This window comes from Bradyrhizobium sp. HKCCYLRH2015, from assembly GCF_051168215.1.
GTDB lineage: Bacteria > Pseudomonadota > Alphaproteobacteria > Rhizobiales > Xanthobacteraceae > Bradyrhizobium.
This window is the reverse complement of sequence record NZ_JBNPUO010000006.1, coordinates 65958-87161: the sequence shown is the minus strand read 5'-3', so window position 1 is coordinate 87161 and position 21204 is coordinate 65958. Positions and strand designations below refer to the sequence as shown.

At 66.6% G+C, this 21204-nt stretch carries 14 protein-coding genes; 11 read left to right on the top strand and 3 right to left on the bottom strand.

The features are described from left to right. Window positions 1-169: 169 nt before the first annotated feature. Together glyS and ACQR1H_RS16945 are read left to right on the top strand one after the other, a co-directional pair. Window positions 170-2275 (top strand): glycine--tRNA ligase subunit beta, encoded by a 2106-nt coding sequence (gene glyS / locus ACQR1H_RS16950; RefSeq protein ID WP_316238242.1) that lies wholly within the window; start codon window positions 170-172, stop codon window positions 2273-2275. Window positions 2276-2277: 2 nt separating this feature from the next. Then, entirely contained in the window at window positions 2278-2871 is a 594-nt protein-coding gene (locus tag ACQR1H_RS16945; RefSeq protein ID WP_434907890.1) for a class I SAM-dependent methyltransferase, read from the top strand. Between the two features lie 240 nt (window positions 2872-3111). Here the strand turns inward: ACQR1H_RS16945 and ACQR1H_RS16940 are convergent, their stop codons facing one another. After that, entirely contained in the window at window positions 3112-3465 is a 354-nt protein-coding gene (locus ACQR1H_RS16940) for a DUF1236 domain-containing protein (protein WP_316217289.1), read from the bottom strand. A gap of 245 nt (window positions 3466-3710) precedes the next feature. On the opposite strand from ACQR1H_RS16940, the gene ACQR1H_RS16935 reads away from it, so the two are divergent. From ACQR1H_RS16935 to ACQR1H_RS16925, 3 genes are all read left to right on the top strand, one after another. Next, a complete protein-coding gene (locus tag ACQR1H_RS16935; protein WP_012042558.1) occupies window positions 3711-3866 on the top strand; it encodes a DUF3096 domain-containing protein in 156 nt (51 codons plus the stop codon). Between the two features lie 93 nt (window positions 3867-3959). Beyond that, a complete protein-coding gene (gene ppdK, locus ACQR1H_RS16930) occupies window positions 3960-6923 on the top strand; it encodes a pyruvate, phosphate dikinase (protein WP_434907889.1) in 2964 nt (987 codons plus the stop codon). A 440-nt stretch (window positions 6924-7363) separates the two neighbouring features. Further along, window positions 7364-8845 (top strand): cell wall hydrolase, encoded by a 1482-nt coding sequence (locus ACQR1H_RS16925; RefSeq protein ID WP_316238246.1) that lies wholly within the window; start codon window positions 7364-7366, stop codon window positions 8843-8845. Here the strand turns inward: ACQR1H_RS16925 and ACQR1H_RS16920 are convergent. After that, window positions 8842-10440, bottom strand: coding sequence for an L-aspartate oxidase (locus tag ACQR1H_RS16920; protein WP_434893032.1), 1599 nt, complete (start codon window positions 10438-10440; stop codon window positions 8842-8844). The two genes, ACQR1H_RS16925 and ACQR1H_RS16920, sit on opposite strands and share 4 nt — an antisense overlap. Before the next feature lie 358 nt (window positions 10441-10798). Here ACQR1H_RS16920 and ACQR1H_RS16915 point away from each other — a divergent pair, with 358 nt between their 5' ends. From ACQR1H_RS16915 to ACQR1H_RS16890, 6 genes are all read left to right on the top strand, one after another. Beyond that, on the top strand, window positions 10799-12046 hold the full coding sequence (locus tag ACQR1H_RS16915) for an MFS transporter (RefSeq protein ID WP_434864100.1): 1248 nt from the start codon (window positions 10799-10801) through the stop codon (window positions 12044-12046). Between the two features lie 64 nt (window positions 12047-12110). Beyond that, window positions 12111-13097 (top strand): acrylyl-CoA reductase (NADPH), encoded by a 987-nt coding sequence (gene acuI, locus ACQR1H_RS16910; RefSeq protein WP_434864099.1) that lies wholly within the window; start codon window positions 12111-12113, stop codon window positions 13095-13097. A gap of 114 nt (window positions 13098-13211) precedes the next feature. After that, the gene (locus ACQR1H_RS16905; RefSeq protein WP_434864098.1) at window positions 13212-13877 is read left to right on the top strand and encodes a hypothetical protein; all 666 of its coding nucleotides are present in this window, start codon (window positions 13212-13214) and stop codon (window positions 13875-13877) included. Window positions 13878-14053: 176 nt separating this feature from the next. Next, window positions 14054-14287: a DUF6894 family protein gene (locus tag ACQR1H_RS16900; RefSeq protein WP_015668557.1), complete on the top strand. Its 234-nt coding sequence runs from the start codon at window positions 14054-14056 to the stop codon at window positions 14285-14287. 530 nt (window positions 14288-14817) lie between these two features. After that, window positions 14818-16506 (top strand): methyl-accepting chemotaxis protein, encoded by a 1689-nt coding sequence (locus ACQR1H_RS16895; RefSeq protein ID WP_434864097.1) that lies wholly within the window; start codon window positions 14818-14820, stop codon window positions 16504-16506. Window positions 16507-16706: 200 nt separating this feature from the next. After that, complete coding sequence (locus tag ACQR1H_RS16890; protein ID WP_315802846.1) at window positions 16707-18392, top strand: methyl-accepting chemotaxis protein; 1686 nt, start codon at window positions 16707-16709, stop codon at window positions 18390-18392. A gap of 3 nt (window positions 18393-18395) precedes the next feature. Here the strand turns inward: ACQR1H_RS16890 and ACQR1H_RS16885 are convergent, their stop codons facing one another. Further along, complete coding sequence (locus ACQR1H_RS16885; protein WP_434907888.1) at window positions 18396-21077, bottom strand: DUF2339 domain-containing protein; 2682 nt, start codon at window positions 21075-21077, stop codon at window positions 18396-18398. Window positions 21078-21204: the final 127 nt, after the last annotated feature.

Below are 21204 nucleotides of genomic sequence, written 5' to 3'. Positions count from 1 at the left end.
TGAGGGTCTTTCGGATCTCGCCGCAAAATCAGACCTCGTCCTGAGGAGCCCGCCTTCGCCGGGCGTCTCGAAGGACGGTGGGAGGCAAGCTGCTTTCCACGAGTTTAGCAATTCGCGATGGCCTGTCCCTCCAGGGGAAGGTGGTTCTTCGTGCAGAGAGACTTGAGACATGCCCGACCTTCTCCTCGAACTGTTCTCCGAAGAAATCCCCGCGCGCATGCAGGCCAAGGCGGCCGACGATCTGCGCCGCATGGTCACCGACAAGCTGGTCGCCGAAGGGCTTGTCTATGAAGGCGCCAAGGCGTTCGCGACGCCGCGGCGGCTGGCACTGACCGTGCACGGCATTCCCGCGCGGCAGGCTGACTTGAAAGAGGAGCGCAAGGGTCCGCGCGTCGGCGGCGCTGACGCGGCGATCCAGGGATTTCTGAAAGCAACCGGCCTGTCCTCGATCGAGGAAGCCACGATCCAGCGCGATCTGAAGAAGGGCGATTTCTACGTCGCGCTGATCGAGAAGCCCGGCCGCGCCACGCTCGACGTGCTCGCCGAGATGCTGCCGGTGATCGTGCGCACATTCCCGTGGCCGAAATCGATGCGCTGGGGCAAGCGCTCGGAAAAGCCTGGTGCGCTGAACTGGGTGCGTCCGCTGCACGCGATCACCGCGACCTTCGGCCTGGAGACCGAGGAGCCCGACGTGATCAGCTTCGCCGTCGACGGCATCGAGGCGGGACAGACCACGTTCGGCCACCGCTTCATGGCGCCCGCGCCGATCTCGGTGCGCCGCTTCGAGGATTACGAGGCGAAGCTGCTCGACGCCAAGGTCGTGCTCGATCCCGACCGGCGGAAAGACACCATCGTCACCGACGCCAAGCAGCTCGCGTTTGCGCAAGGCTATGAGCTGGTCGAGGACCCCGTGCTGCTCGATGAGGTCGCGGGCCTGGTCGAATGGCCGGTGGTGCTGATGGGCTCCTTCGATCCGGAGTATCTGAAGGTCCCTGGCGAGGTGATCCGCGCCACCATTCGCAACAACCAGAAATGCTTCGTGGTCCGCGATCCCAAGACCGGAGGTCTCGCGCCAAAATTCATCCTGACCGCCAACATCGAGGCGACCGACGGCGGCAAGACCATCATCGCCGGCAACGAGCGCGTCATCCGCGCCCGCCTGTCGGATGCGAAGTTCTTCTATGAGACCGACCTCAAGACGAAGCTCGAGGACCGGCTGCCGAAGTTCGAGCAGATCGTGTTCCACGAGAAGCTCGGCACCCAGGCCGCGCGCATCGCGCGGATCGAGAAGCTCGCCGCAGAAATCGCGCCGCTGGTGGGGGCCGATGCCGCAAAGACCGCGCGTGCGGCGAAGCTTGCCAAGGCGGACCTGCTGACCGAAGTGGTCGGTGAGTTTCCGGAAGTGCAGGGCCTGATGGGCAAGTACTACGCGCTGGCGCAGGGCGAGGACGCCTCCGTCGCGGCGGCGTGCGAGGAGCACTACAAACCGCAAGGACCCGGCGATCGCGTGCCGACGGATAAGGTCGCGGTGGCCGTGGCGCTTGCCGACAAGCTCGATACGCTGGTCGGCTTCTGGGCCATCGATGAGAAGCCAACGGGCTCGAAGGACCCCTATGCGCTGCGTCGCGCGGCGCTGGGCGTGATCAGACTGATCACCGAGAACGCCTTGCGCGCGTCACTGCTGAAGGTGGCGGCGTCGGCGCTGGCCGGTTTGCACGTGAAGAGCGCGCATGAGCCGGACAAGCTTACCGCCGATCTGCTCTCCTTCTTCGCCGACCGCCTCAAGGTCCAACTGCGCGAGCAGGGCGCACGTCACGATCTCGTCGACGCGGTGTTCGCGCTCGGCGGCCAGGATGACCTGCTGATGGTCGTCCGCCGCGTCGAGGCGCTGGGCAAATTCCTCGACAGCGACGACGGCAAGAACCTGCTTGCCGGCACCAAGCGCGCGTCAAACATCCTCGCCATCGAGGAGAAGAAGGACAAGCGCAAGTTCGAGGGGGCGCCGGATGTTGCGCTCTATAAGCTCGACGAGGAGAAGGCGCTGGCCAAGGCGATCGGCGAGGTCGCGGCGGAAGCGGGGGCTGCCGTCGCCAAGGAGGACTTTGCCGCCGCGATGCGCGCGATGGCGAAGCTGCGCCCGGCGGTGGATGCCTTCTTCGACAAGGTGAAGGTCAACGACGACGACGCAGCGATCCGCGAGAATCGACTCAGGCTGCTGAACGAAATCCGCAGCGCCACGCGCGCGGTTGCGGACTTCTCCAAGATCGAGGGCTGAGGATGGACCGACCGACGCTCGCCGCCTATGACCGTGAGGCGGCGGCGTTCGCGGCCGACTGGCATGCGCAGCCGGCGTCGGCCGATCTCCATGCCATCGTCAGGCGCTTCCTCGTGTCCGGTGGCCGCACCGCGGACATCGGCTGCGGCAGCGGCCGCGAGGTCGGCTGGCTGAATGCCAGCGGATATCCTGCGGAAGGTTTCGACGCGTCGGAGGGACTGTTGGCTGAAGCGCGCACGCGCTATCCGAACGCGTCGTTCACGCATGCCGAAATGCCCGCCCTCGCCAACATCGCGGATGCAAGCTTCGACAACGTGCTGTGCGAGACCGTGCTGATGCATCTCGATCGCAGCGACGTGGTGCCGTCGGTGCGGCGGATGCGCGCGATCACGAAGCCCGGTGGCGTCCTGTATTTGAGCTGGCGGGTGACGGAGCAGGCCGATCAGCGCGATGGGCACGGCCGGCTCTATGCGGTGGTCGACCTCGCAACCATCCGCGCGGTCTTTGCAGGAGATACGACGCTGCTCGACGAGCAGGTCGTCAGTAAGTCCTCAGGCAAGATCATTCACCGCATGGTGGTGAAGAAGGCCGGTTGAGTGCAGGCGCGCCGCGCTGCATCCTCTGGCTCGTTATTGCGAGGCGCTCTTGCGCCGAAGCAATCCAGGGGCTCCGACGGCAGACTGTCTGTGTGGCCCCTGGATCGCGTCGCTGCGCTCGCGATGACGACCAGAAGCGGTATCCCACAAAAGTAAGCCCCGCCCGGCGGGGGGAACCGGGCAGGGCCTTTTACATCTGGCCGCTTGCGGGGGCGTTGGCGACCAAATGCAGCTCTATAACTACTCAACCACCTGAATGATCCGCCGGGATCGCGGTTCGACCAGAACAGTTTCGCCGTTGACCACGGTGTAACGGTACGGTGTCGCACCGAAGCGCTGCGGGACGTCGTAATATGTAACACCGGACTCCGGCAGCACGGCGCCAACAACTACGCGATCAGGGATCACATAGTTGGGAACACGCTCGCGAACGACATATTCGCGAAACTCCGGCCGGCGCTCGACCGTGATCACTGGAGCGTCCTCCTCGACCACGACGCTGCGGCCGACGCCCGTCGTGTAGGATTGCGCCTGTGCGGTCGCCGGAATCACGAGTGCGGCCACGAGGGCAGCAAGGGTGAGATGGGTTCGCATGGACGGGACTCCTGAGCTGTTGATCGCTGAGACCGGCGCGTGCCGGCACCGGCTTCCCAATGCCCGCAACAGATCATCGTTCCGCGCGGCGGACGGTGGAACCGGCGGCGTTTTTGCGGCAGATCCAGCGGTAGGGGAACCGGAACTCGCGCCGTGCGTCTCCTATTCCGCCACGATGGGCCAGGATAAAGTCCGGCCCGATCGAATCGCCCCAGCCTCGTCCTTCAATCATTCAGAGCTCGTCGATGACCCTGACCGTTGCCCATATCTCGCCGATCATGTCCGTGATCGCCGGCGTCCTGATCCTGATCATGCCGCGCCTGCTGAACCTGATCGTTGCGATCTTCCTCATCCTGAACGGCCTGATCGGCATGGGCCTGCTGAAGTGGCTGCACTTCTAGTCCCAAGGTCGGGAACCCCCGAGCTTGCGCCGCAGCGCCCAAAGTGGTGTAAGGCGCGCGATTTCTCCTCCCATTTGCGGATCGAAGCACCTCATGGCCAAAGCGGTAGCGAAGTCTAAGAAAGTTACAGCGAAATCAAAGCCTTCCAAGCCGGGTAAGGCCAAGACCGCAGCACTCGCTCCGCCGCGCAAGGCGCTCAAGACGGCGTCGAAGCCCGTTGCCAAGGCCCCGGCCAAGGTCGCGCCCAGGTCTGCACCGAAAGCGCCGGTGAAAACCGCTCCGAAGAAGCCGGCCAAAACGGCTGCCAGGCCGGTCGCCAAGGCCGCGAAGGTGTCCGCGGCGAAGGCCCCGGCCAAGAGCGTGGCCACCGCGATCAAGCCGAACAAGTGGGTCTACACCTTCGGTGACGGCAAGGCCGAAGGTAAGGCCGGCCTGCGCGACCTGCTCGGCGGCAAGGGCGCCAATCTGGCCGAGATGGCCAATCTCGGCCTGCCGGTGCCCCCGGGCTTCACCATCCCGACCTCGGTCTGCACCTACTTCTACGCCAACGACAAGACCTACCCGAAGGAGCTGCAGTCGCAGGTCGACAAGGCGCTCGACTACATCGGCAAATTGACCGGCAAGAAATTCGGCGATCCTGAGAACCCGCTGCTGGTCTCGGTGCGCTCCGGCGCCCGCGCCTCGATGCCGGGCATGATGGATACCGTGCTCAATCTCGGTCTCAACGACCAGACGGTGGAAGCGCTGGCACAGCTGTCCGGCGACCGCCGCTTCGCCTTCGACAGCTATCGCCGTTTCATCACGATGTATTCGGATGTCGTGCTCGGCTTCGAGCACCATCATTTCGAGGACATCCTCGACAGCTTCAAGGACGCCCAGGGCTATCAGCTCGATACCGATCTCTCCTCCGAGGACTGGGAGATGTTGGTTGGCAAGTACAAGGACGCCGTCGCCCACGAGACCGGCAAGGATTTCCCGCAGGACCCGCACGACCAGTTGTGGGGCGCCATCGGCGCGGTGTTCTCATCCTGGATGAACGCGCGCGCGGTGACCTATCGCAAGCTGCACGACATTCCGGAATCCTGGGGCACCGCCGTCAACGTCCAGGCCATGGTGTTCGGCAACATGGGCGACACCTCGGCCACCGGCGTCGCCTTCACCCGCAATCCCTCGACCGGCGAGAGCAAGCTCTACGGCGAGTTCCTGATCAATGCGCAGGGCGAGGACGTCGTCGCCGGCATCCGCACCCCGCAGGACATCACCGAGGATGCCCGCGTCGAGTCCGGCTCCGACAAGGCGTCGATGGAAGTCGCGATGCCCGACGCGTTCAAGGAGCTGACCCGGATCTACACGCTGCTCGAGCAGCACTACCGTGACATGCAGGACATGGAGTTCACGGTCGAGCGCGGCAAGCTGTGGATGCTGCAGACCCGCAGCGGCAAGCGCACCGCCAAGGCGGCGCTGCGCATCGCCGTCGAGCTCGCCAATGAGGGCCTGATCTCGGAGAACGATGCCGTGCTCCGCGTCGACCCGGCCTCGCTCGATCAGCTCCTGCACCCGACCATCGATCCCGCCGCCAAGCGCGATGTGGTCGCGACCGGCCTGCCGGCCTCGCCGGGCGCGGCCTCGGGCGAGATCGTGTTCTCCTCGGACGAGGCCACCAAGCTGCAGGCCGACGGTCGCAAGGTGATCCTGGTCCGCATCGAGACTTCGCCGGAGGATATCCACGGCATGCATGCCGCCGAGGGCATCCTGACCACGCGCGGCGGCATGACCTCGCACGCCGCCGTCGTCGCGCGCGGCATGGGCAAGCCCTGCGTCTCCGGCTGCGGCACCATCCGCGTCGACTACGGCCGGGGCACGATGAGCATCGGCTCGCGCACCTTCAAGACCGGCGACGTCATCACCATTGACGGCTCCGTCGGCCAGGTGCTGGCCGGCCGCATGCCGATGATCGAGCCGGAGCTGTCCGGCGAGTTCGGCACCCTGATGGGCTGGGCGGACGCCGTGCGCGAGACCGGCGTGCGCGTCAATGCCGACACCCCGGAGGATGCGCGCACCGCCATCAAGTTCGGCGCCGAGGGCATCGGCCTGTGCCGCACCGAGCACATGTTCTTCGAGGAGACCCGCATCCGCACGGTGCGCGAGATGATCCTCTCCGAGGAAGAGCAGGAGCGCCGCGCCGCGCTCGCCAAGCTGCTGCCGATGCAGCGCGCCGACTTCGTCGAGCTGTTCGAGATCATGAAGGGGCTTCCCGTCACGATCCGTCTGCTCGATCCGCCGCTGCACGAGTTCCTGCCGCACACCCAGGCCGAGGTCGAGGAAGTCGCCCGCGCGATGAACACCGATCCGCGCCGGCTGGCCGACCGCGCCCGTGAGCTCAGCGAGTTCAACCCGATGCTCGGCTTCCGCGGCTGCCGATTGGCGATCGCCTATCCGGAGATCGCCGAGATGCAGGCGCGCGCGATCTTCGAGGCGGCGGTCGAGGCCGAGAAGCGCACCGGCGAGGCCGTCGGCCTCGAGGTGATGGTGCCGCTGATCGCGACCAAGGCCGAGTTCGATCTGGTCAAGGCGCGCATCGACGCGATGGCGCAGGCGGTGATCCGCGAGACCGGCGCCAAGCTGGAGTACCAGGTCGGCACCATGATCGAGCTGCCGCGCGCAGCCCTGATGGCCGGCCAGATCGCGGAAGCCGCCGAGTTCTTCTCGTTCGGCACCAACGATCTGACGCAGACCACCTACGGCATCAGCCGCGACGACGCCGGCAGCTTCCTCGGCGCCTACGTCGCCAAGGGCATCCTCGAGATCGATCCGTTCATCTCGATCGACCGCGAGGGTGTCGGCGAGCTGGTCAAGATCGGCGTCGAGCGCGGCCGCGCCACGCGGCCCACGCTCAAGGTCGGCATCTGCGGCGAGCATGGCGGCGATCCGGCCTCGGTGGCGTTCTGCCACAAGGTCGGCATGAACTACGTCTCGTGCTCGCCCTATCGCGTGCCGATCGCGCGCCTCGCCGCCGCGCAATCCGCGCTCGGCAAGGAGATCGCGAGCCAGGCCTGATCTTGCTGCGATCGAACTGATCTGATGAAGGCCGGCACATGTTGCCGGCCTTTTTCATTGCTGAGGGTTCGTCACCATGGGGCGCACACGTGACGCAAGCTGCACTCCTTCTCCGACTCTGCCGTCATTCCGGGGGCGCTCCGGAATGAGGAGTGGAGAGAGCAACGGCGCAGGTCCGATGGAACTCCGCCTCAGTCAATCATGCGCAGATGATTTTCATTCACCGCGTTGGTTGACCGAATGTTCACCGTTTTTGTCACGCCGCTGTTTACCAAGCATCGCGATCGCAAAACGCTCTGCAACTTCCCCGCTTGCCTGTCTCACGATTGCAACGCGGATTAACTCCTCGGCAACCTAAACCCGATACGAAGAGAGAAGATCGAATTGCACGGAAGCACTGTTGTTCGGTCGATCCAGTAAGCGTTGCGTTGAGCGTACCGATGTTAGTTCTGCGTCCCGGTCCGAAGGGCGCGCGATATGCGTCCTTCGGACTCGGTCTCTGCGTCTTCGCTCTGATGCCGACAGAGACCGGGTATCAAGACATCGCTTCCCTGCTCGCCCGCCAGCCGGGCGTCGCCGAGCGTTGGCAGAAGCGCGTGTTCTCGGCTGCGGCCTCCATTCAGCTCGCCACCTACAGTTTCGGCCGTCCGATCGGAACCTCAGCGCCGCAGGCGGGGAGCATCCGCCTTGCGAGCCTCGATGGGCGCGACCTCGACATCACCGGGTCGACGCCGCGCAATCCGGCGCTGCAGGTTCCGCCGCGCTACCAGGCCTCCGATTTTCCCAAGGTCGATCGCACGCTGAAGGGCGATCGTCTCGTCGTCCGGCCGCCGACGCCGCCGGCGCAGCCGACCGAATCGGCCGCGCCCGTCGAGCCCGCACCCTCCGAGCCCGCACCCACGCCATCGACTCAACCCGATTCGAATTCCTCCGTGTTCGGCGCCAAGACGACGGAAGCGCCGGCGCAGGCGCCGCTCCCGCAGCGCGCTGCACTCGATCCCGAATTGCAGGAGGCGCTGAGCGCGCCGCCGCTCGCGCAATACGACGCGACGAAGTCCGAGATCCAGCCCTCGGGCGAGCTGAAGCCTGCAACCGATCAGATCCTGGTGGACGGCGCCGTCAGCTATGACGGCCTCAACGTCAAGACGTCCAATCTCTATTTCGGCACGTCGTCGCTGGGCGGTGCTGCCGGCACCATGGAGACATGGCTGCCGGGCGAGGCGCCGCTGATCGTGATGCCGGATCCGGACCTCAAGCCGATGGCGGTGCTGTCACAGCCGGCCGACGATGCTGCCAAGGCCGGTGATGGCGGCGAGAGCATCGCGCCGAAAGGCGAGGTCAACGCCGACAATCAGCGCGACAGGACTCCGGCTGAACGCCTGGGGCTCACCGACGAGAAGGCGCGCTTCAAGTCCGAGAAGTGCCTCGCTGAAGCGGTCTATTTCGAATCCCGCGGCGAGGCGGTGCGCGGCCAGATGGCCGTGGCGCAGGTCGTGCTGAACCGGGCGTTCTCCGGCTACTATCCCACCACGGTGTGCGGCGTCGTCTACCAGAACAAATACCGCCACTTCGCCTGCCAGTTCACCTTCGCCTGCGACAACAATCCGGAGGTCATTCGCGAGCCCGAGATGTGGGACCGCGCCAGGAAGATCGCGAAGGCCATGCTCGACGGCCAGATCTGGCTGCCGGAGGTTGGCAAGTCGACCCACTATCATGCCTATTGGGTGCGGCCATCCTGGGTCGCCGAGATGAAGCGGATGTACAAGTTCGGCGTCCACACCTTCTACCGGCCGAAGAAGTGGGGCGACGGCAGCGACGCGCCGAGCTGGGGCACGCCACAGCAGACGGCGGCCATTTCGGCCGAGCTGACCGAGGCCGCCAAGAGCGAGGCCGAGATCAATCCGAACTGGACGCGGCGCTAGGCGCTGAGCGAGCGTGGCAGGCGCACCGTCGGCCGCGCGCTGAGCTCGTCGGCGATTTCGCGCGCCGCCGTGAGCGTCGTCATCGTCCGCTGCGCAAAGCCCGGATTCTCGGCCGGGCAATCGGCGCGGCAATGCGCGCCGCGGCTCTCGCGCCGGCTCCAGGCCGCGGTGGCGATCAGCAGCGCGGCGCTCGCCATGTTGCGCAGCCTCGGGCTGCCGGCGTCGCGCTCCATCCTGGCAATCGCGGCGATGGCCTCGGCCAGCCGCTCCTCGTCGCGGATGACGCCGAGCTGGCTCGTCATCATCTCGCGCAGCGACACCTCCGCAGCGCCCGCACAGGATCCGGCCGGATCGGCGAACGCAACGTGCTGCAGGGTGGAGGAGGCGGTGAACGTCCGGCCGGAGATGTCGTCGGCAATCCGCCGGGCGAACACCAGCGCGCCGAGCAGCGCGTTGCCGGCGATGTGATTGGCGCCATCCGTTGCCGTCGCGGCGACTTCACCTGCCGCCCAGAGCCCCTCGATCGTGCTGCGGCCCCGCGCGTCGACCGCGATCCCGCCCATGTGGAAATGCGCCGCCGGCGCCACTGGAATCGGCTGGCGGGTCGGATCGAGCCCCGCGGCGGCGCAGGCCCGATGCAGCATCGGATAGCGCTCGGCGACGTCGTCATCGAGCACGTCGCGCGCATCGAGAAAGGCGCCGCGTCCGGCGATGATCTCGGCCATGACGCCGCGGGCCACCGTGTCGCGCGGGGCAAGATCGACCAGCGGATGGCGCGGCAGCATGAAGCGCTGGCCGCGCCGGTTGACCAGGATCGCGCCGGCGCCGCGCAGACTCTCGCTCACAACCGGCGCCGGATCGCGACCGGTCATCATCGCGGTCGGATGAAACTGCACGAACTCCGGATCGGCAATCACCGCGCCGGCGCGCGCAGCGATGGCGAGACCGATGCCGGTGGCGTGCGGCGGATTCGTGGTCGCCGCGAACAGCCGGCCGATGCCGCCGGTGGCGAGCACGATTGCCGGCGCCGCGATCAGCATCGGCGCGGCCGCGTCGTCATCGGTCGGCCGCAGTTGCAGGCCACGCACCGCGCCGTCTTCCGTCAGCAGCGCGTCCGCGACATGACCCTCGATGATGCGGATCGAGGGCGTCGCGCGCACGGCTTGCGACAGCGCGGTGATGATCGCCTGTCCGGTGAAATCGCCGCGAACGCTGAGAATCCGGCGCGCGGCGTGCGCGGCCGCACGAGACGTCGCCAGCCTGCCGCCGTGATCGCGATCGAATGCCACGCCGAGCCGGACCAGGTCCTCGATGGCAGCCGAAGCATCGCGCGCGAGCGCCAGCGCAGCCGTCGCGTCGACCAGGCCGCCACCCGCAGCGATCATGTCGGCGGCATGGGTATCGGGGCTGTCGCCGGATGACACCGCTGCCGCGATGTCGGCCTGCATCGTCGTGCCGAACGAGGCCTCGCCCAATGAGGTGGCGGAGATCAGCGTGACCGGCTGCGGGGCGAGCTTCAGCGCGCAGAACAGTCCGGCAACTCCGGCGCCGACGATCACGACGTGGCCGGATGTCTCGATCTGATCGTGGTCCATGTGCTGTCCAAATTCCACATTCCGTGCCTATGTGTACCGCGGTACCTGTTAGTTCTTCTTCAGAGACTTCCTTCGCTGTTTATTGGTGTTTGGCGACAAATAGCGGCCGTTCTGAAGGTCGCTCCCGCGCAGGATGAATCATCGTTTGCGACTCGCGCATCAGGACGTTTCGCCCCCGGGACAAAGACGCATGAGCGGGTTCCGCCGCTGGAACTCGCTTCGGATGACACCTGTTCATGGCTGGCCGCCGCATCGAAATTTTTCATGGCTGGGTTCCGCTTTTGAGCTTGGGAGTTCAATGCAAATGCATTAACCGGAGAGGCGCGGCGGACAGCGACCGCGGCAGGGGAGGACACGGATGTCGGTACAGGCAGGCGATCTCGGCACCGTGTCCCGCAGCCAGGGCTGGCGTACGCCGGTGGTCATCATCGTGTGCGGCTGCGCGATTGCGCTGCTGAGCTTCGGTCCGCGCTCCAGCCTCGGCTTCTTCGTGCAGCCGATGAGCCGTGAGTTCGCCTGGGGCCGCGACGTGTTCGCCCTTGCAGTGGCGGTGCAGAATTTGTTGTGGGGGCTCGGTCAGCCGCTCGCCGGCGCGATCGCCGATCGTTTCGGCGTGATGCGCGTGATCTGTGTCGGCGCGCTGCTCTATGCCGGCGGCCTGCTGATGATGCGCTATTCCAGCTCGCCGCTGTCGCTGAACATCGGCGCCGGCGTGCTGGTCGGCTTCGGCCTGTCGGGCTGCTCGTTCAACCTCATCCTGTCGGCCTTCAGCAAGCTGCTGCCGCCGGAGCGGCGCGGCATCGCGCTCGGCGCCGGCACCGCGGCCGGCTCGCTCGGCCAGTTCCTGTTCGCGCCCTTCGGCGTCGCGCTGATCGACCAGTTCGGCTGGCAGAGCGCGCTGATGGTGTTCGCAACCCTGATGCTGTTCATCGTGCCGCTGTCATCAGCCGTGGCGACGCCGCCGGCCGCCGAGGCCAAGCCGTCGGAGGCCGAGCAGCAGTCGTTCACGACCGCGCTGATGGAGGCGTTCGGCCACCGCTCCTACGTGCTTCTGGTGCTCGGCTTCTTCACCTGCGGCTTCCAGCTCGCCTTCATCACCGTGCACCTGCCGGCATTCCTGGTCGATCGCGGCCTGTCGGCGCAGACCGGCGGCTGGGTGATCGCGGCGATCGGGCTGTTCAACATCATTGGCTCGCTCAGCGTCGGCTGGCTGCAGAGCCGGCTGCCGAAGCGCTACATCCTGTCCTTCATCTATTTCACCCGCGCGCTGGCGACGCTCGCCTTCATCTCGTTCCCTGTGACGCCGGCGACGGCGATCGCGTTCGGCGCGGTGTCGGGGCTCGCCTGGCTGTCCACGGTGCCGCCGACCTCGTCGCTGGTCGCGATCATGTTCGGCACCCGCTGGCTCGCCACGCTCTATGGCTTCGCCTTCGTCAGCCACCAGGTCGGCGGCTTCCTCGGCGTCTGGCTCGGCGGCATCGTGTTCGAGCGCTACGGCTCGTATACGCCGATCTGGTGGCTCTCGATCCTGTTCGGCGTGCTGTCGGCGCTGATCAACCTGCCGATCGTCGAGAAGCCGGTCGCGCGTGCCGTTCCCGCGACCTGAGTTGCGCTGCCGACCCGATCGGCTAAACATGGCGTGAGACGAAGAAAGCGCAGGGAGTGCGGCTGTGGGAACGTTCAAGGCGATCCGGATCGACAAGGCGGACAAGGGAACGACCGCGGCGCTGACGCAGTTCGATGAAGCTGAATTGATGGACGGTGACGTCACCGTGAAGGTCGAGTGGTCGGCGCTGAACTACAAGGATGGGCTGGCGCTGACCGGCAAGGCGCCGGTGGTGCGCCGCTTCCCGATGATCGCGGGGATCGATTTCGCCGGCACGGTCGAGCAGTCCAGCCATCCGGCCTGGAAGCCGGGCGATGCCGTGATCTGCACCGGCTGGGGCATGGGCGAGACCCATCTCGGCGCCTATGCCGAGAAGGCGCGGGTCAAGGGCGACTGGCTGGTCGGCCTGCCGCAGGGGCTGTCGGCCCGCGACGCGATGGCGATCGGCACCGCCGGCTTCACCGCGATGCTCGCGGTGCTGGCGCTGGAGAAGCACGGGCTGACGCCGGCGAGCGGGCCGGTGGTGGTGACCGGCGCGGCCGGCGGCGTCGGCTCGGTGGCGACGGCGGTGCTCGCCAGGCTCGGCTACCACGTGATCGCCTCGACCGGCCGCCTGGCCGAGGCCGACTATCTCAAGTCGCTCGGCGCCGCCGAGATCATCGACCGCAATGAGCTGTCCGGGCCGGCCAAGCCGCTGGCGAAGGAGCGCTGGGCGGGTGGCATCGACAGCGTCGGCTCCAATACGCTCGCCAACCTGCTGGCGATGACTCAATATGGCGGCGCCATCGCCGCCTGCGGCCTCGCTGCCGGCATGGATTTGCCATCGTCGGTGGCGCCGTTCATTTTGCGCGGCGTGTGCCTCCTCGGCATCGATTCGGTGATGTGCCCGCTGCCGGCGCGCAAGGCGGCCTGGCAGCGCCTCTCGACCGATCTGGATCGCGCAAAACTAGCTGAAATCACTCACGAAATTGCCCTGGACCAGGTCGCGTCGCTGGGTCCGCAGATCCTCGCGGGCCAGGTCCGCGGCCGTACGGTGGTAAGAATATCCTGAGGACGTTCAGACTTTTCAAACCATGCTGCTCCATTGTTGCCATGGTTGGTATGGTAAGCATGGGGTAAAGATACCGCCTTACCCGCTGCGTGGGGTTAAGTGGGAGTTTGATGCATGCTCGCGCGTATATTGCTGGGGACCGTGACTGCCGGTGCCGTGATTGCTCCCGCGATCGCGGGTTCGATGACCGCCGACGAGGCCCGCAAATTCGTCGCCGGGAAGGTGTTCGCCTTCACCTGTGTCGACGGCACCCGTGGCGCGGGCCGCATCCTCGACGACATGGGCGCCGCCGGCGCGGTGCAGTTCTCCGGCTCTGGCCCGGTGCGTCACATCCGTCTGCCCGGCAATACCCTGCAGATTCGCGGCCAGAATGTCTGCGCTGCCATCAAGGGCATGCCGTTCGAGCCGTGCTTCAACCTCGACAAGAAGGACGACCGCAGCTTCCGCGGCTCGGTCTCCGGGCTGGGCGCCTTCGCCTATTGCGATTTCCAGCACCAGGGCGGAGCCACCATGCTGATGGCGCGCGCCGTGGCGCGGCCGCGCGCACGCGCTGCTGCGCCCGCGGCTGACGGCTCGCACACCGAAGTCGCGGCGCGGGTCGAGACCCCGCGGGTGGAACGCAGCAAGGTTGAACCCTTGAAGGCAGATGGTGCGAAGGCCGCCAAGGCGGACAGTTCCAAGACTGAGAACATCAAGGCCGAAAACGCGAAGGCTGAGATGACCAAATCCGATAACGCGAAGTCGGATGCGGCGCCGGAGCTGCGTCGCTCGACCGATTAGTTGTTAGTTCACCGATCATTGAAAAACCAGCTCCCTATTAACATAGAGCAATATTTTAAGCTGACCGCACGTTAGTGGTCATTGCGCCGTAGTCGTACGGAATCTTAAATTCATGCCTCGGTAGCGACTCGTGTGCAGTTTGCGACCAGGGGGGTGGCCCATGAGAAAGGGTCGTTATGTCGCTTTATTTCTTCCGGATCAGCCAGGGCCGCTATTCTGGCGCTGCTGACCAGCCTTATGAATTCGCCAACCGGGAAACCGCCTGGAACGAGCTGACGGCTGTCTGCTCCGACCTGATCGGTGGGATCTCGAAGTCGTTGCAGCAGGGGGCCGAGTGGCAGATGGAACTGCTCGACGAAGCCAAGCAACCGGTGTTCCGGATTCGCCTGGTGTCCGAAGCAGTGGGCTGAGGTGGGGCTGTCCGGGGTGATTGCGCCGCTGGCCATCGGATTCTCATCCGTTACGCCGTGGCGCAAATTCTCTGAATGCGTAGTTCGATGACAGACGTGTCCACCTCCGGGCGCGTGGATCGAAATCGGCAAACCTCGGCTGAGGCGCTGCATCATGACGCGGCACCGGTCTCCGTCGCATTCGCATGCTCACAGCCGCTCTGACGTTACTCCTGGCTCCTGCTTCGTCGCTATTCACCAACGGTATTCAGGAGCCGACCTCAATGAGCGCCGGTTCTAGAGCACCGCCCTATCTATGCTGGCCGTCATTTTATTCGCATTATCCGTACTCTTACGGTTCCAGCATTAACCTGCGATAAGCCTATTTCGCGCCCAATGAGCCCGTCAGCGACGACGTGCGGGTCCGAAATTTTCGGAGTCCGCCGATCTTCTGACCTTCGACCGCGCAGCGCAGCGCAGACCTGAATGTTCGGGCCGTCCGTTGGCGCTGGCAGAACGCGGCCGAACCACGCAGTCAGCTGGGGTCCTCCGTGTCAACAATGTCCATCCGTACGAAGATCATATCGGTCATCGCCTTCATGCTCGTCACCATGTGCGGGCTCGGCGTGCTCGCCGTCACCAGCATGCAGTCGATCAATGCCAACACGGTCGACATCGCCCAAAACTGGCTGCCGAGCGTGCGCGCAATCGGCGAGCTGCGCGCCAACATCAACCTGCTGCGCATCGCCTTGCGCGCGCATGTGATGTCGGAGACGGCCGAGACCAAGCAGTCCGCGGAGAAGCGCGTCAACGGAATCCTCGAGACGATCAACAAGGACCGCAAGACCTATGAGCCGATGATCACCTCGGCCGAGGAACGTGCGATCTACAACAACTGGGTGCAGTCCTGGGAGAAGTACGTCGTCGCGGTCAAGCAGGTGATGGACGAATCCAACAAGAGCGTCGGCAAGATCCCGCACGAAGCCACCGAAATGCTGGAAAAATCGGCCGCCGCGATCGCGCGCGACGCCGACAAATACTTCATCCAGGACATCGAGTTCAACAACAAGGGCGCCGACAACGCCACGCGGCAGGCTGCCGAGAGCTACTCGCGGGCGATCTGGCTCGTGGCATCGATCATTGCCGCGGCCGTCATTGCCGGCATCGCCGTCGGATTCTATCTCGTGCAGAACGTCTCGTCCGGCATCGCCTCGATCATCAAGCCGATGCAGGAGCTCGCCAAGGGCGATCTCGGCGCGGAGGTGACGCATCGCGGCGAGCCGACCGAGATCGGCGCCATGGCCGATACGCTGCAGGTGTTCAAGGAGGCGCTGATCGCCAAGAAGGAGGCCGACGAGCTCGCGGCCCACGATGCCGAGGCCAAGATCGAACGCGGCCGGCGCGTCGACAACATCACCCGCCAGTTCGAGGCGACGATCGGCGAGATCGTGCAGACGGTATCGTCGGCCTCGACCGAGCTCGAGCATTCCGCGGGCGCGCTGTCATCCACGGCGACGCGCTCGCAGGAGATCTCCACGATGGTCGCGGCGGCCTCCGAGGAGGCCTCCACCAACGTGCAGTCGGTTGCCTCTGCGACCGAGGAGCTGTCGTCCTCGATCACCGAGATCAGCCGCCAGGTGCAGGAATCGGCCCGCATGGCCAACGAGGCGGTCGAGCAGGCGCGTACGACCAATGATCGTGTCGGCGAGCTGAGCAAGGCGGCCGCGCGCATCGGCGACGTGGTCGAGCTGATCAACACGATTGCAGGCCAGACCAACCTGCTGGCGCTGAATGCGACCATCGAGGCGGCGCGCGCCGGCGAAGCTGGCCGCGGCTTCGCGGTCGTCGCCTCCGAGGTGAAGGCGCTGGCCGAGCAGACCGCCAAGGCGACCGACGAGATCGGCCAACAGGTGTCCGGTATCCAGGCCGCGACGCAGGAATCGGTCGGCGCCATCCGGGCGATCTCCACGACCATCGAGAAACTGTCGGAAATCTCGTCGGCGATCGCGGCGGCCGTGGAAGAGCAGGGTGCCGCCACGCAGGAGATCTCGCGCAACGTCCAGCAGGCATCGGAGGGCACGCAGCAGGTTTCCGTGAATGTCGTCGACGTGCAGCGCGGCGCCACCGAGACTGGTACGGCTTCCACGCACGTGCTGGCCGCGGCGCAATCGCTGGCCTCGGACAGCGACCGGCTGAAGCGTGAGGTGGCGACGTTCCTGGAGTCGGTGCGCGCGGCCTGATCTGTCCGACGAGCGGGATTAGATCGCGTCCCGTAGTCATACGACATTCAGCATTAACGGAACTTTGCGGTAATCGGCGGCACCCTGCTCCCCAGCAGGTGCCGCTTTTTCGTCTCCACCGCGGCGCGGTCGGTCACCGCAGAAGCCGGCCTCCCTCCAGGCGGCCGACAGCGAGATGCTTTCTCTCGGAGGATCAGGACGTGTCCAGGCTTTCCATTCGTCTGAAGATCATCGCGGTCATCGCCTTCATGCTGGTGGCGATGTCAGGGCTTGGCCTGCTCGCGGTGCGCAGCATGCAGTCGATCAACGTCCGCACCGTCGACATCGCCACAAACTGGCTTCCCAGCGTGCGGGTGCTCGGGGCGCTGCGTGCCGACATCAACGTCTACCGGCTCACACTTCGCGCCCACGTGATGGCGCTGTCGGCGGAGGCCAAGGCGAACGTCGACAAGCGAATGGCGGCCATGCTCGACAACGTCAGGAAGGACATCCGGACCTATGAGCCGCTGATCTCGGACCCCGAGGAGCACAGGCTGTACGAGGCCTGGAAGAAGGCTTGGGAAAAATACACGGTTGAGGCCGACAAGGTCCTCGATGTCTCCCGCAACAGCGTCGGCCGCCTGCCTGATGACATCGAGGGGCTGTTCAGGGGCACCGGCGTTGCGTCGGCCGAGTCCGAGAATCTTCTGATCAAGGCGATCGAGTTGAACGACAAGGGCGCAGCAACGGCAACTCAGGAGGCTGTCGATGGCTACAACAGCGCCTTCTGGATCATGGCAACCATCCTGATCGCGACGATCGCTGCGGGCATCGGCGTCGGCTTCTACCTCGTGCAGGACGTCTCGGCCGGCATCGCCTCGATCATCAGGCCGATGCAGGCGCTCGGGCAGGGCGATCTTTCGGCCGAGGTGCCACACCGCGGCGAGCCGACCGAAATGGGTGCGATGGCCGACACCTTGCAGGTGTTCAAGGAGGCCCTGATCGCCAAGAAGGAGGCCGACGAGCGCGCCGCCGCCGACGCCGAGGCCAAGATCGAGCGCGGCCGCCGCGTCGACAACATCACCCGCCAGTTCGAGACGACGATCGGCGAGATCGTGCAGACGGTGTCGTCGGCCTCGACTGAGCTCGAGCATTCCGCCGGCGCGCTGTCCTCGACGGCGACGCGCTCGCAGGAAATCTCGACCCAGGTCGCGGCGGCCTCGGAAGAAGCCTCGACCAACGTGCAGTCGGTGGCCTCGGCCACCGAGGAGCTGTCGTCGTCGATCACCGAGATCAGCCGCCAGGTGCAGGAATCGGCGCGGATGGCGCAGGAGGCCGTCTCGCAGGCCCGCCAGACCAATGATCGCGTAGGCGAGCTGTCGAAGGCAGCGGCACGCATCGGCGACGTCGTCGAGCTGATCAACTCAATCGCCGGCCAGACCAACCTGCTCGCCTTGAACGCCACCATCGAGGCGGCCCGCGCCGGCGACGCCGGCCGCGGCTTCGCGGTGGTCGCCTCGGAGGTGAAGGCTTTGGCCGAGCAGACCGCCAAGGCGACCGGCGAGATCGGCCAGCAGATCGGCAGCATCCAGGCGGCAACGCAGGAATCGGTCGGCGCCATCCGCGACATCTCCGGCACCATCGAGAAGCTGTCGGAAATCTCCTCGGCGATCGCGGCGGCCGTCGAAGAGCAGGGCGCGGCGACGCAGGAGATCTCGCGCAACGTCCAGCAGGCCGCGCATGGCACGCAGCAGGTGTCGTCCAACGTCGTCGACGTGCAGCGCGGCGCCACCGAGACCGGTTCGGCGTCCTCGCACGTGCTGAGCGCCGCCAAGTCGCTCGCGACCGACAGCGACCGCTTGAAGCGCGAGGTCGCCTCGTTCCTGCAGTCGGTCAGGGCCGCCTGATCGTCACTGCGCCGGCTGAGCCGGCGGCACCTGCTGCTGCCGCCGGAACAGCACTTTCTGGTACAGCCAGCCGATCGCGACCAGCACTAGGCCGAGTCCGATGAACGACAGTGCGCGCCACACGCCCGTCAGAGCCGACATGTCGACCAGGAAGGCCTTCAGGATCGTCAGCGCGATCACGATGGCGGACGCCAGACGCGCGCGCTGCGACTGCACGACGATTCCGATCCCGAGCAGCACCACGCCGAAGGCGAGCCAGGCGATCGAATAGGTGTACTGCTCGGCCGCGCTGGTCGGCCCTGCCGTCAGATCGGGGCCGTGATAGATCCGACGGATCTCGAGGCTCACATAGGACAGCGCCATGATCAGCGCGCCCGCGGCCAGCGTATTGCCGTAGCCCGGCGGACGGCGGCCTGCGACCGCGTAGGACAGCAGCAGCATCAGCACCGCCGGGAACGCATAGGCCAGGATCAGGATGTTGAGCAGGCCGCCCTTGATCGCGACATCCGAGATCATCGGGTTCTCGAACATCAGCAGACCGAGCACGGTGGCGCCGCCGGCGAATCCGGTGAGGATCACGGCGCCGATGTTGTGCACGATGCTGCCGCTGCGCTCCCGCAGCCGCTCCAGCCCGATCGCCAGCGCCAGGGCCACGCAGACGTCGAGTCCGACTTCGGCGAGCGACGGCACCGCCAACATGTCGCCGTCATTGACGGCGTGGCGGATCTCCAGGAAGGCGAGCAGGGTCGTGAACAGGATCGCGGCGGCCTCCACCGCGCGCAGCGGCGCGTCGTCGCCATGGCGGCGCATCAGATAGCTCGCGCCCCAGAACGACGCCGCCGGCACGCCATAGCCCCACAGCAGCCAGTTGAAGATCGGCGTGGTGCCGACATCGGCGCCGACGATGCGTGGATCATGGCCGATGCGCAGCACCACGAGCCCGGCAAAGACGGCCGCGAGCGTGCGCAGGAACGGGATCGGCCGGCTCTCATAGATCCAGGCGGTGCCGAGCGACATCAGCGCCAGCGCGATCGTCAGCCAGCCTTTTTCCAGCGCGAAGGTCAGCGCCAGCGCCAGCGCGGCCAGCGTGCCGGTCGCGAACAGCGCGATCGAGACACTGAGGCCGGGACGCTCCTCGCGCCGCGTCAGCGCCTCGGTTGCGACGGCAAACGCGGCGGCGAGCACGACGGCGACGATCGCGAACGGGATCGAGCGGTCGAGATGGGCGATGCGCGCGTAGAGCGCGACCAGCAGCGCCAGCGGCGTGAACACGCCGGCCGCCGACCACACCACCGGCACGGCGGCGTTGTGCGAGCGCCCCTGCGCCAGGAAGCCTGAGCCGCCGAAGCCGAGCGCGAAGATCGCCGCCGTGACCAGATGCGAGGTGACCGATGCGCCGAGCGGGTTCGGTCCCATTCCCGGCAGCGCGCCGCCGGGCAGCACCAGCAGGTCCGGATTGTCGCGCAGCGCCCATTCGGCGAACACGAGGAACACGGTCGCAGCGGCGGCGGCCACCGCGCCGGCTGCGCTCGGCGCGCGCCAGGCGACCGCCAGCGTGGCCGCGACCAGCAGCGTGAAGCCGATCAGCGCCAGGCCGTCATGGAAGCTCGCGAGCACAACCAGCATGGCGCCGAGCAGATAGACGGCGAGCCCCACCGACGAGATCGGCTCGACCTCGTCATTGTCGGCTGCGGGCCCGAACATGAAGCCGCAGACCACGATCAGCGCGGCCAGTGCAAAGCCGGTGACGACATGGAAGACGTGCGGCGCCACCGTCTCGATGCCCGCGTCGAGTCCGGGCAGGGTCCACAGGAACGACAGCCCGATCGTGGTCATCGCGAGCCAGCGCCACAGCCGCACGCGCGCCAGCGCGAACGCGGCTGCGGTGACGATGGCGAGGTAGATGTAGAGCGCCCAGTAGTCCGGCTCGCCGGTCGACACCAGCACCGGCGTCGTGAATGCCGCGACGAGGCCGAGCCCGGCCAGCGCCGGGCCGTGCAGCAGCGCCGCCGCCAGCGTGCCCAGCGCGACCACGCCGAGCAGCACGAAGGCGATCGCGGGCGGCAGGAAGTCGTAGAGTGCGTAGGCCGCGTAGATGGTGGCGAAGGCGACCGCCGTGCCGGCCGCGGTGAGGATCGCCGGGATGTTGGCGATCGGCAGCGCCGCGATCTGCGAGATGCTCTCCCTGCGCCGCGTCCATTCGCCGGCCGCGAGCAGCGCGGCCGCAAACAGCGCGCCGAGCGCGACGCGCACCTCGGGGCCGACGAGGCCGGCCTCGATCGAATAGCGCACCATGAAGAAGCCGCCGAGCGCCAGGGTCAGCCCGCCGATCCACACCACCCAGCGGGTGCCGATGCGCTCCTCGAAGCCGGCCGCGGGCTGCGGCACGGGTGGTGGGGACACGAGCGGCGGCTGATCGGCCGCTGCGTCGCTCGCCAGCGCCGCGGGCTGGAGAGCAGGCTCGGTCAGCTCCGGCAAAGGAGGCGGCATTGGCGGGGCTTCAGCGGGCTCCTGAAGCGGGCTGAGCGGCGGCGCGACCACCGGCGCGGCCGCGATCGGCGGGGCGGCCTCGAGCTTGGCCAGCCGTGCCTGCACCTCGGCCAATCGGTCGGACGTCCGTCGCGCGAAGGCGAGCGCCGCGAACGCCACCAGCAGGGCGATCCAATCCAGGGGCCAATCGAACATCACGCGGAAATCCTGAAATCGATGCCGCCGGGAGGCGTCACGGGTGGAGGGAAGCTGCGAGCCCTTGCGGACCCCGGCGAATCGGCCAACCGCTCCGGCGGGCCGCACGATGGCCGTCGTTCCCTCT

Bases quoted from the DNA above. Each gene is read 5' to 3' on its own strand.
- glyS (WP_316238242.1), top strand. From the start codon at position 170: ATGCCCGACCTTCTCCTCGAACTGTTCTCCGAAGAAATCCCCGCGCGC.
- ACQR1H_RS16945 (WP_434907890.1), top strand. From the start codon at position 2,278: ATGGACCGACCGACGCTCGCCGCCTATGACCGTGAGGCGGCGGCGTTC.
- ACQR1H_RS16940 (WP_316217289.1), bottom strand. From the start codon at position 3,465: ATGCGAACCCATCTCACCCTTGCTGCCCTCGTGGCCGCACTCGTGATT.
- ACQR1H_RS16935 (WP_012042558.1), top strand. From the start codon at position 3,711: ATGACCCTGACCGTTGCCCATATCTCGCCGATCATGTCCGTGATCGCC.
- ppdK (WP_434907889.1), top strand. From the start codon at position 3,960: ATGGCCAAAGCGGTAGCGAAGTCTAAGAAAGTTACAGCGAAATCAAAG.
- ACQR1H_RS16925 (WP_316238246.1), top strand. From the start codon at position 7,364: ATGTTAGTTCTGCGTCCCGGTCCGAAGGGCGCGCGATATGCGTCCTTC.
- ACQR1H_RS16920 (WP_434893032.1), bottom strand. From the start codon at position 10,440: ATGGACCACGATCAGATCGAGACATCCGGCCACGTCGTGATCGTCGGC.
- ACQR1H_RS16915 (WP_434864100.1), top strand. From the start codon at position 10,799: ATGTCGGTACAGGCAGGCGATCTCGGCACCGTGTCCCGCAGCCAGGGC.
- ACQR1H_RS16905 (WP_434864098.1), top strand. From the start codon at position 13,212: ATGCTCGCGCGTATATTGCTGGGGACCGTGACTGCCGGTGCCGTGATT.
- ACQR1H_RS16900 (WP_015668557.1), top strand. From the start codon at position 14,054: ATGTCGCTTTATTTCTTCCGGATCAGCCAGGGCCGCTATTCTGGCGCT.
- ACQR1H_RS16885 (WP_434907888.1), bottom strand. From the start codon at position 21,077: ATGTTCGATTGGCCCCTGGATTGGATCGCCCTGCTGGTGGCGTTCGCG.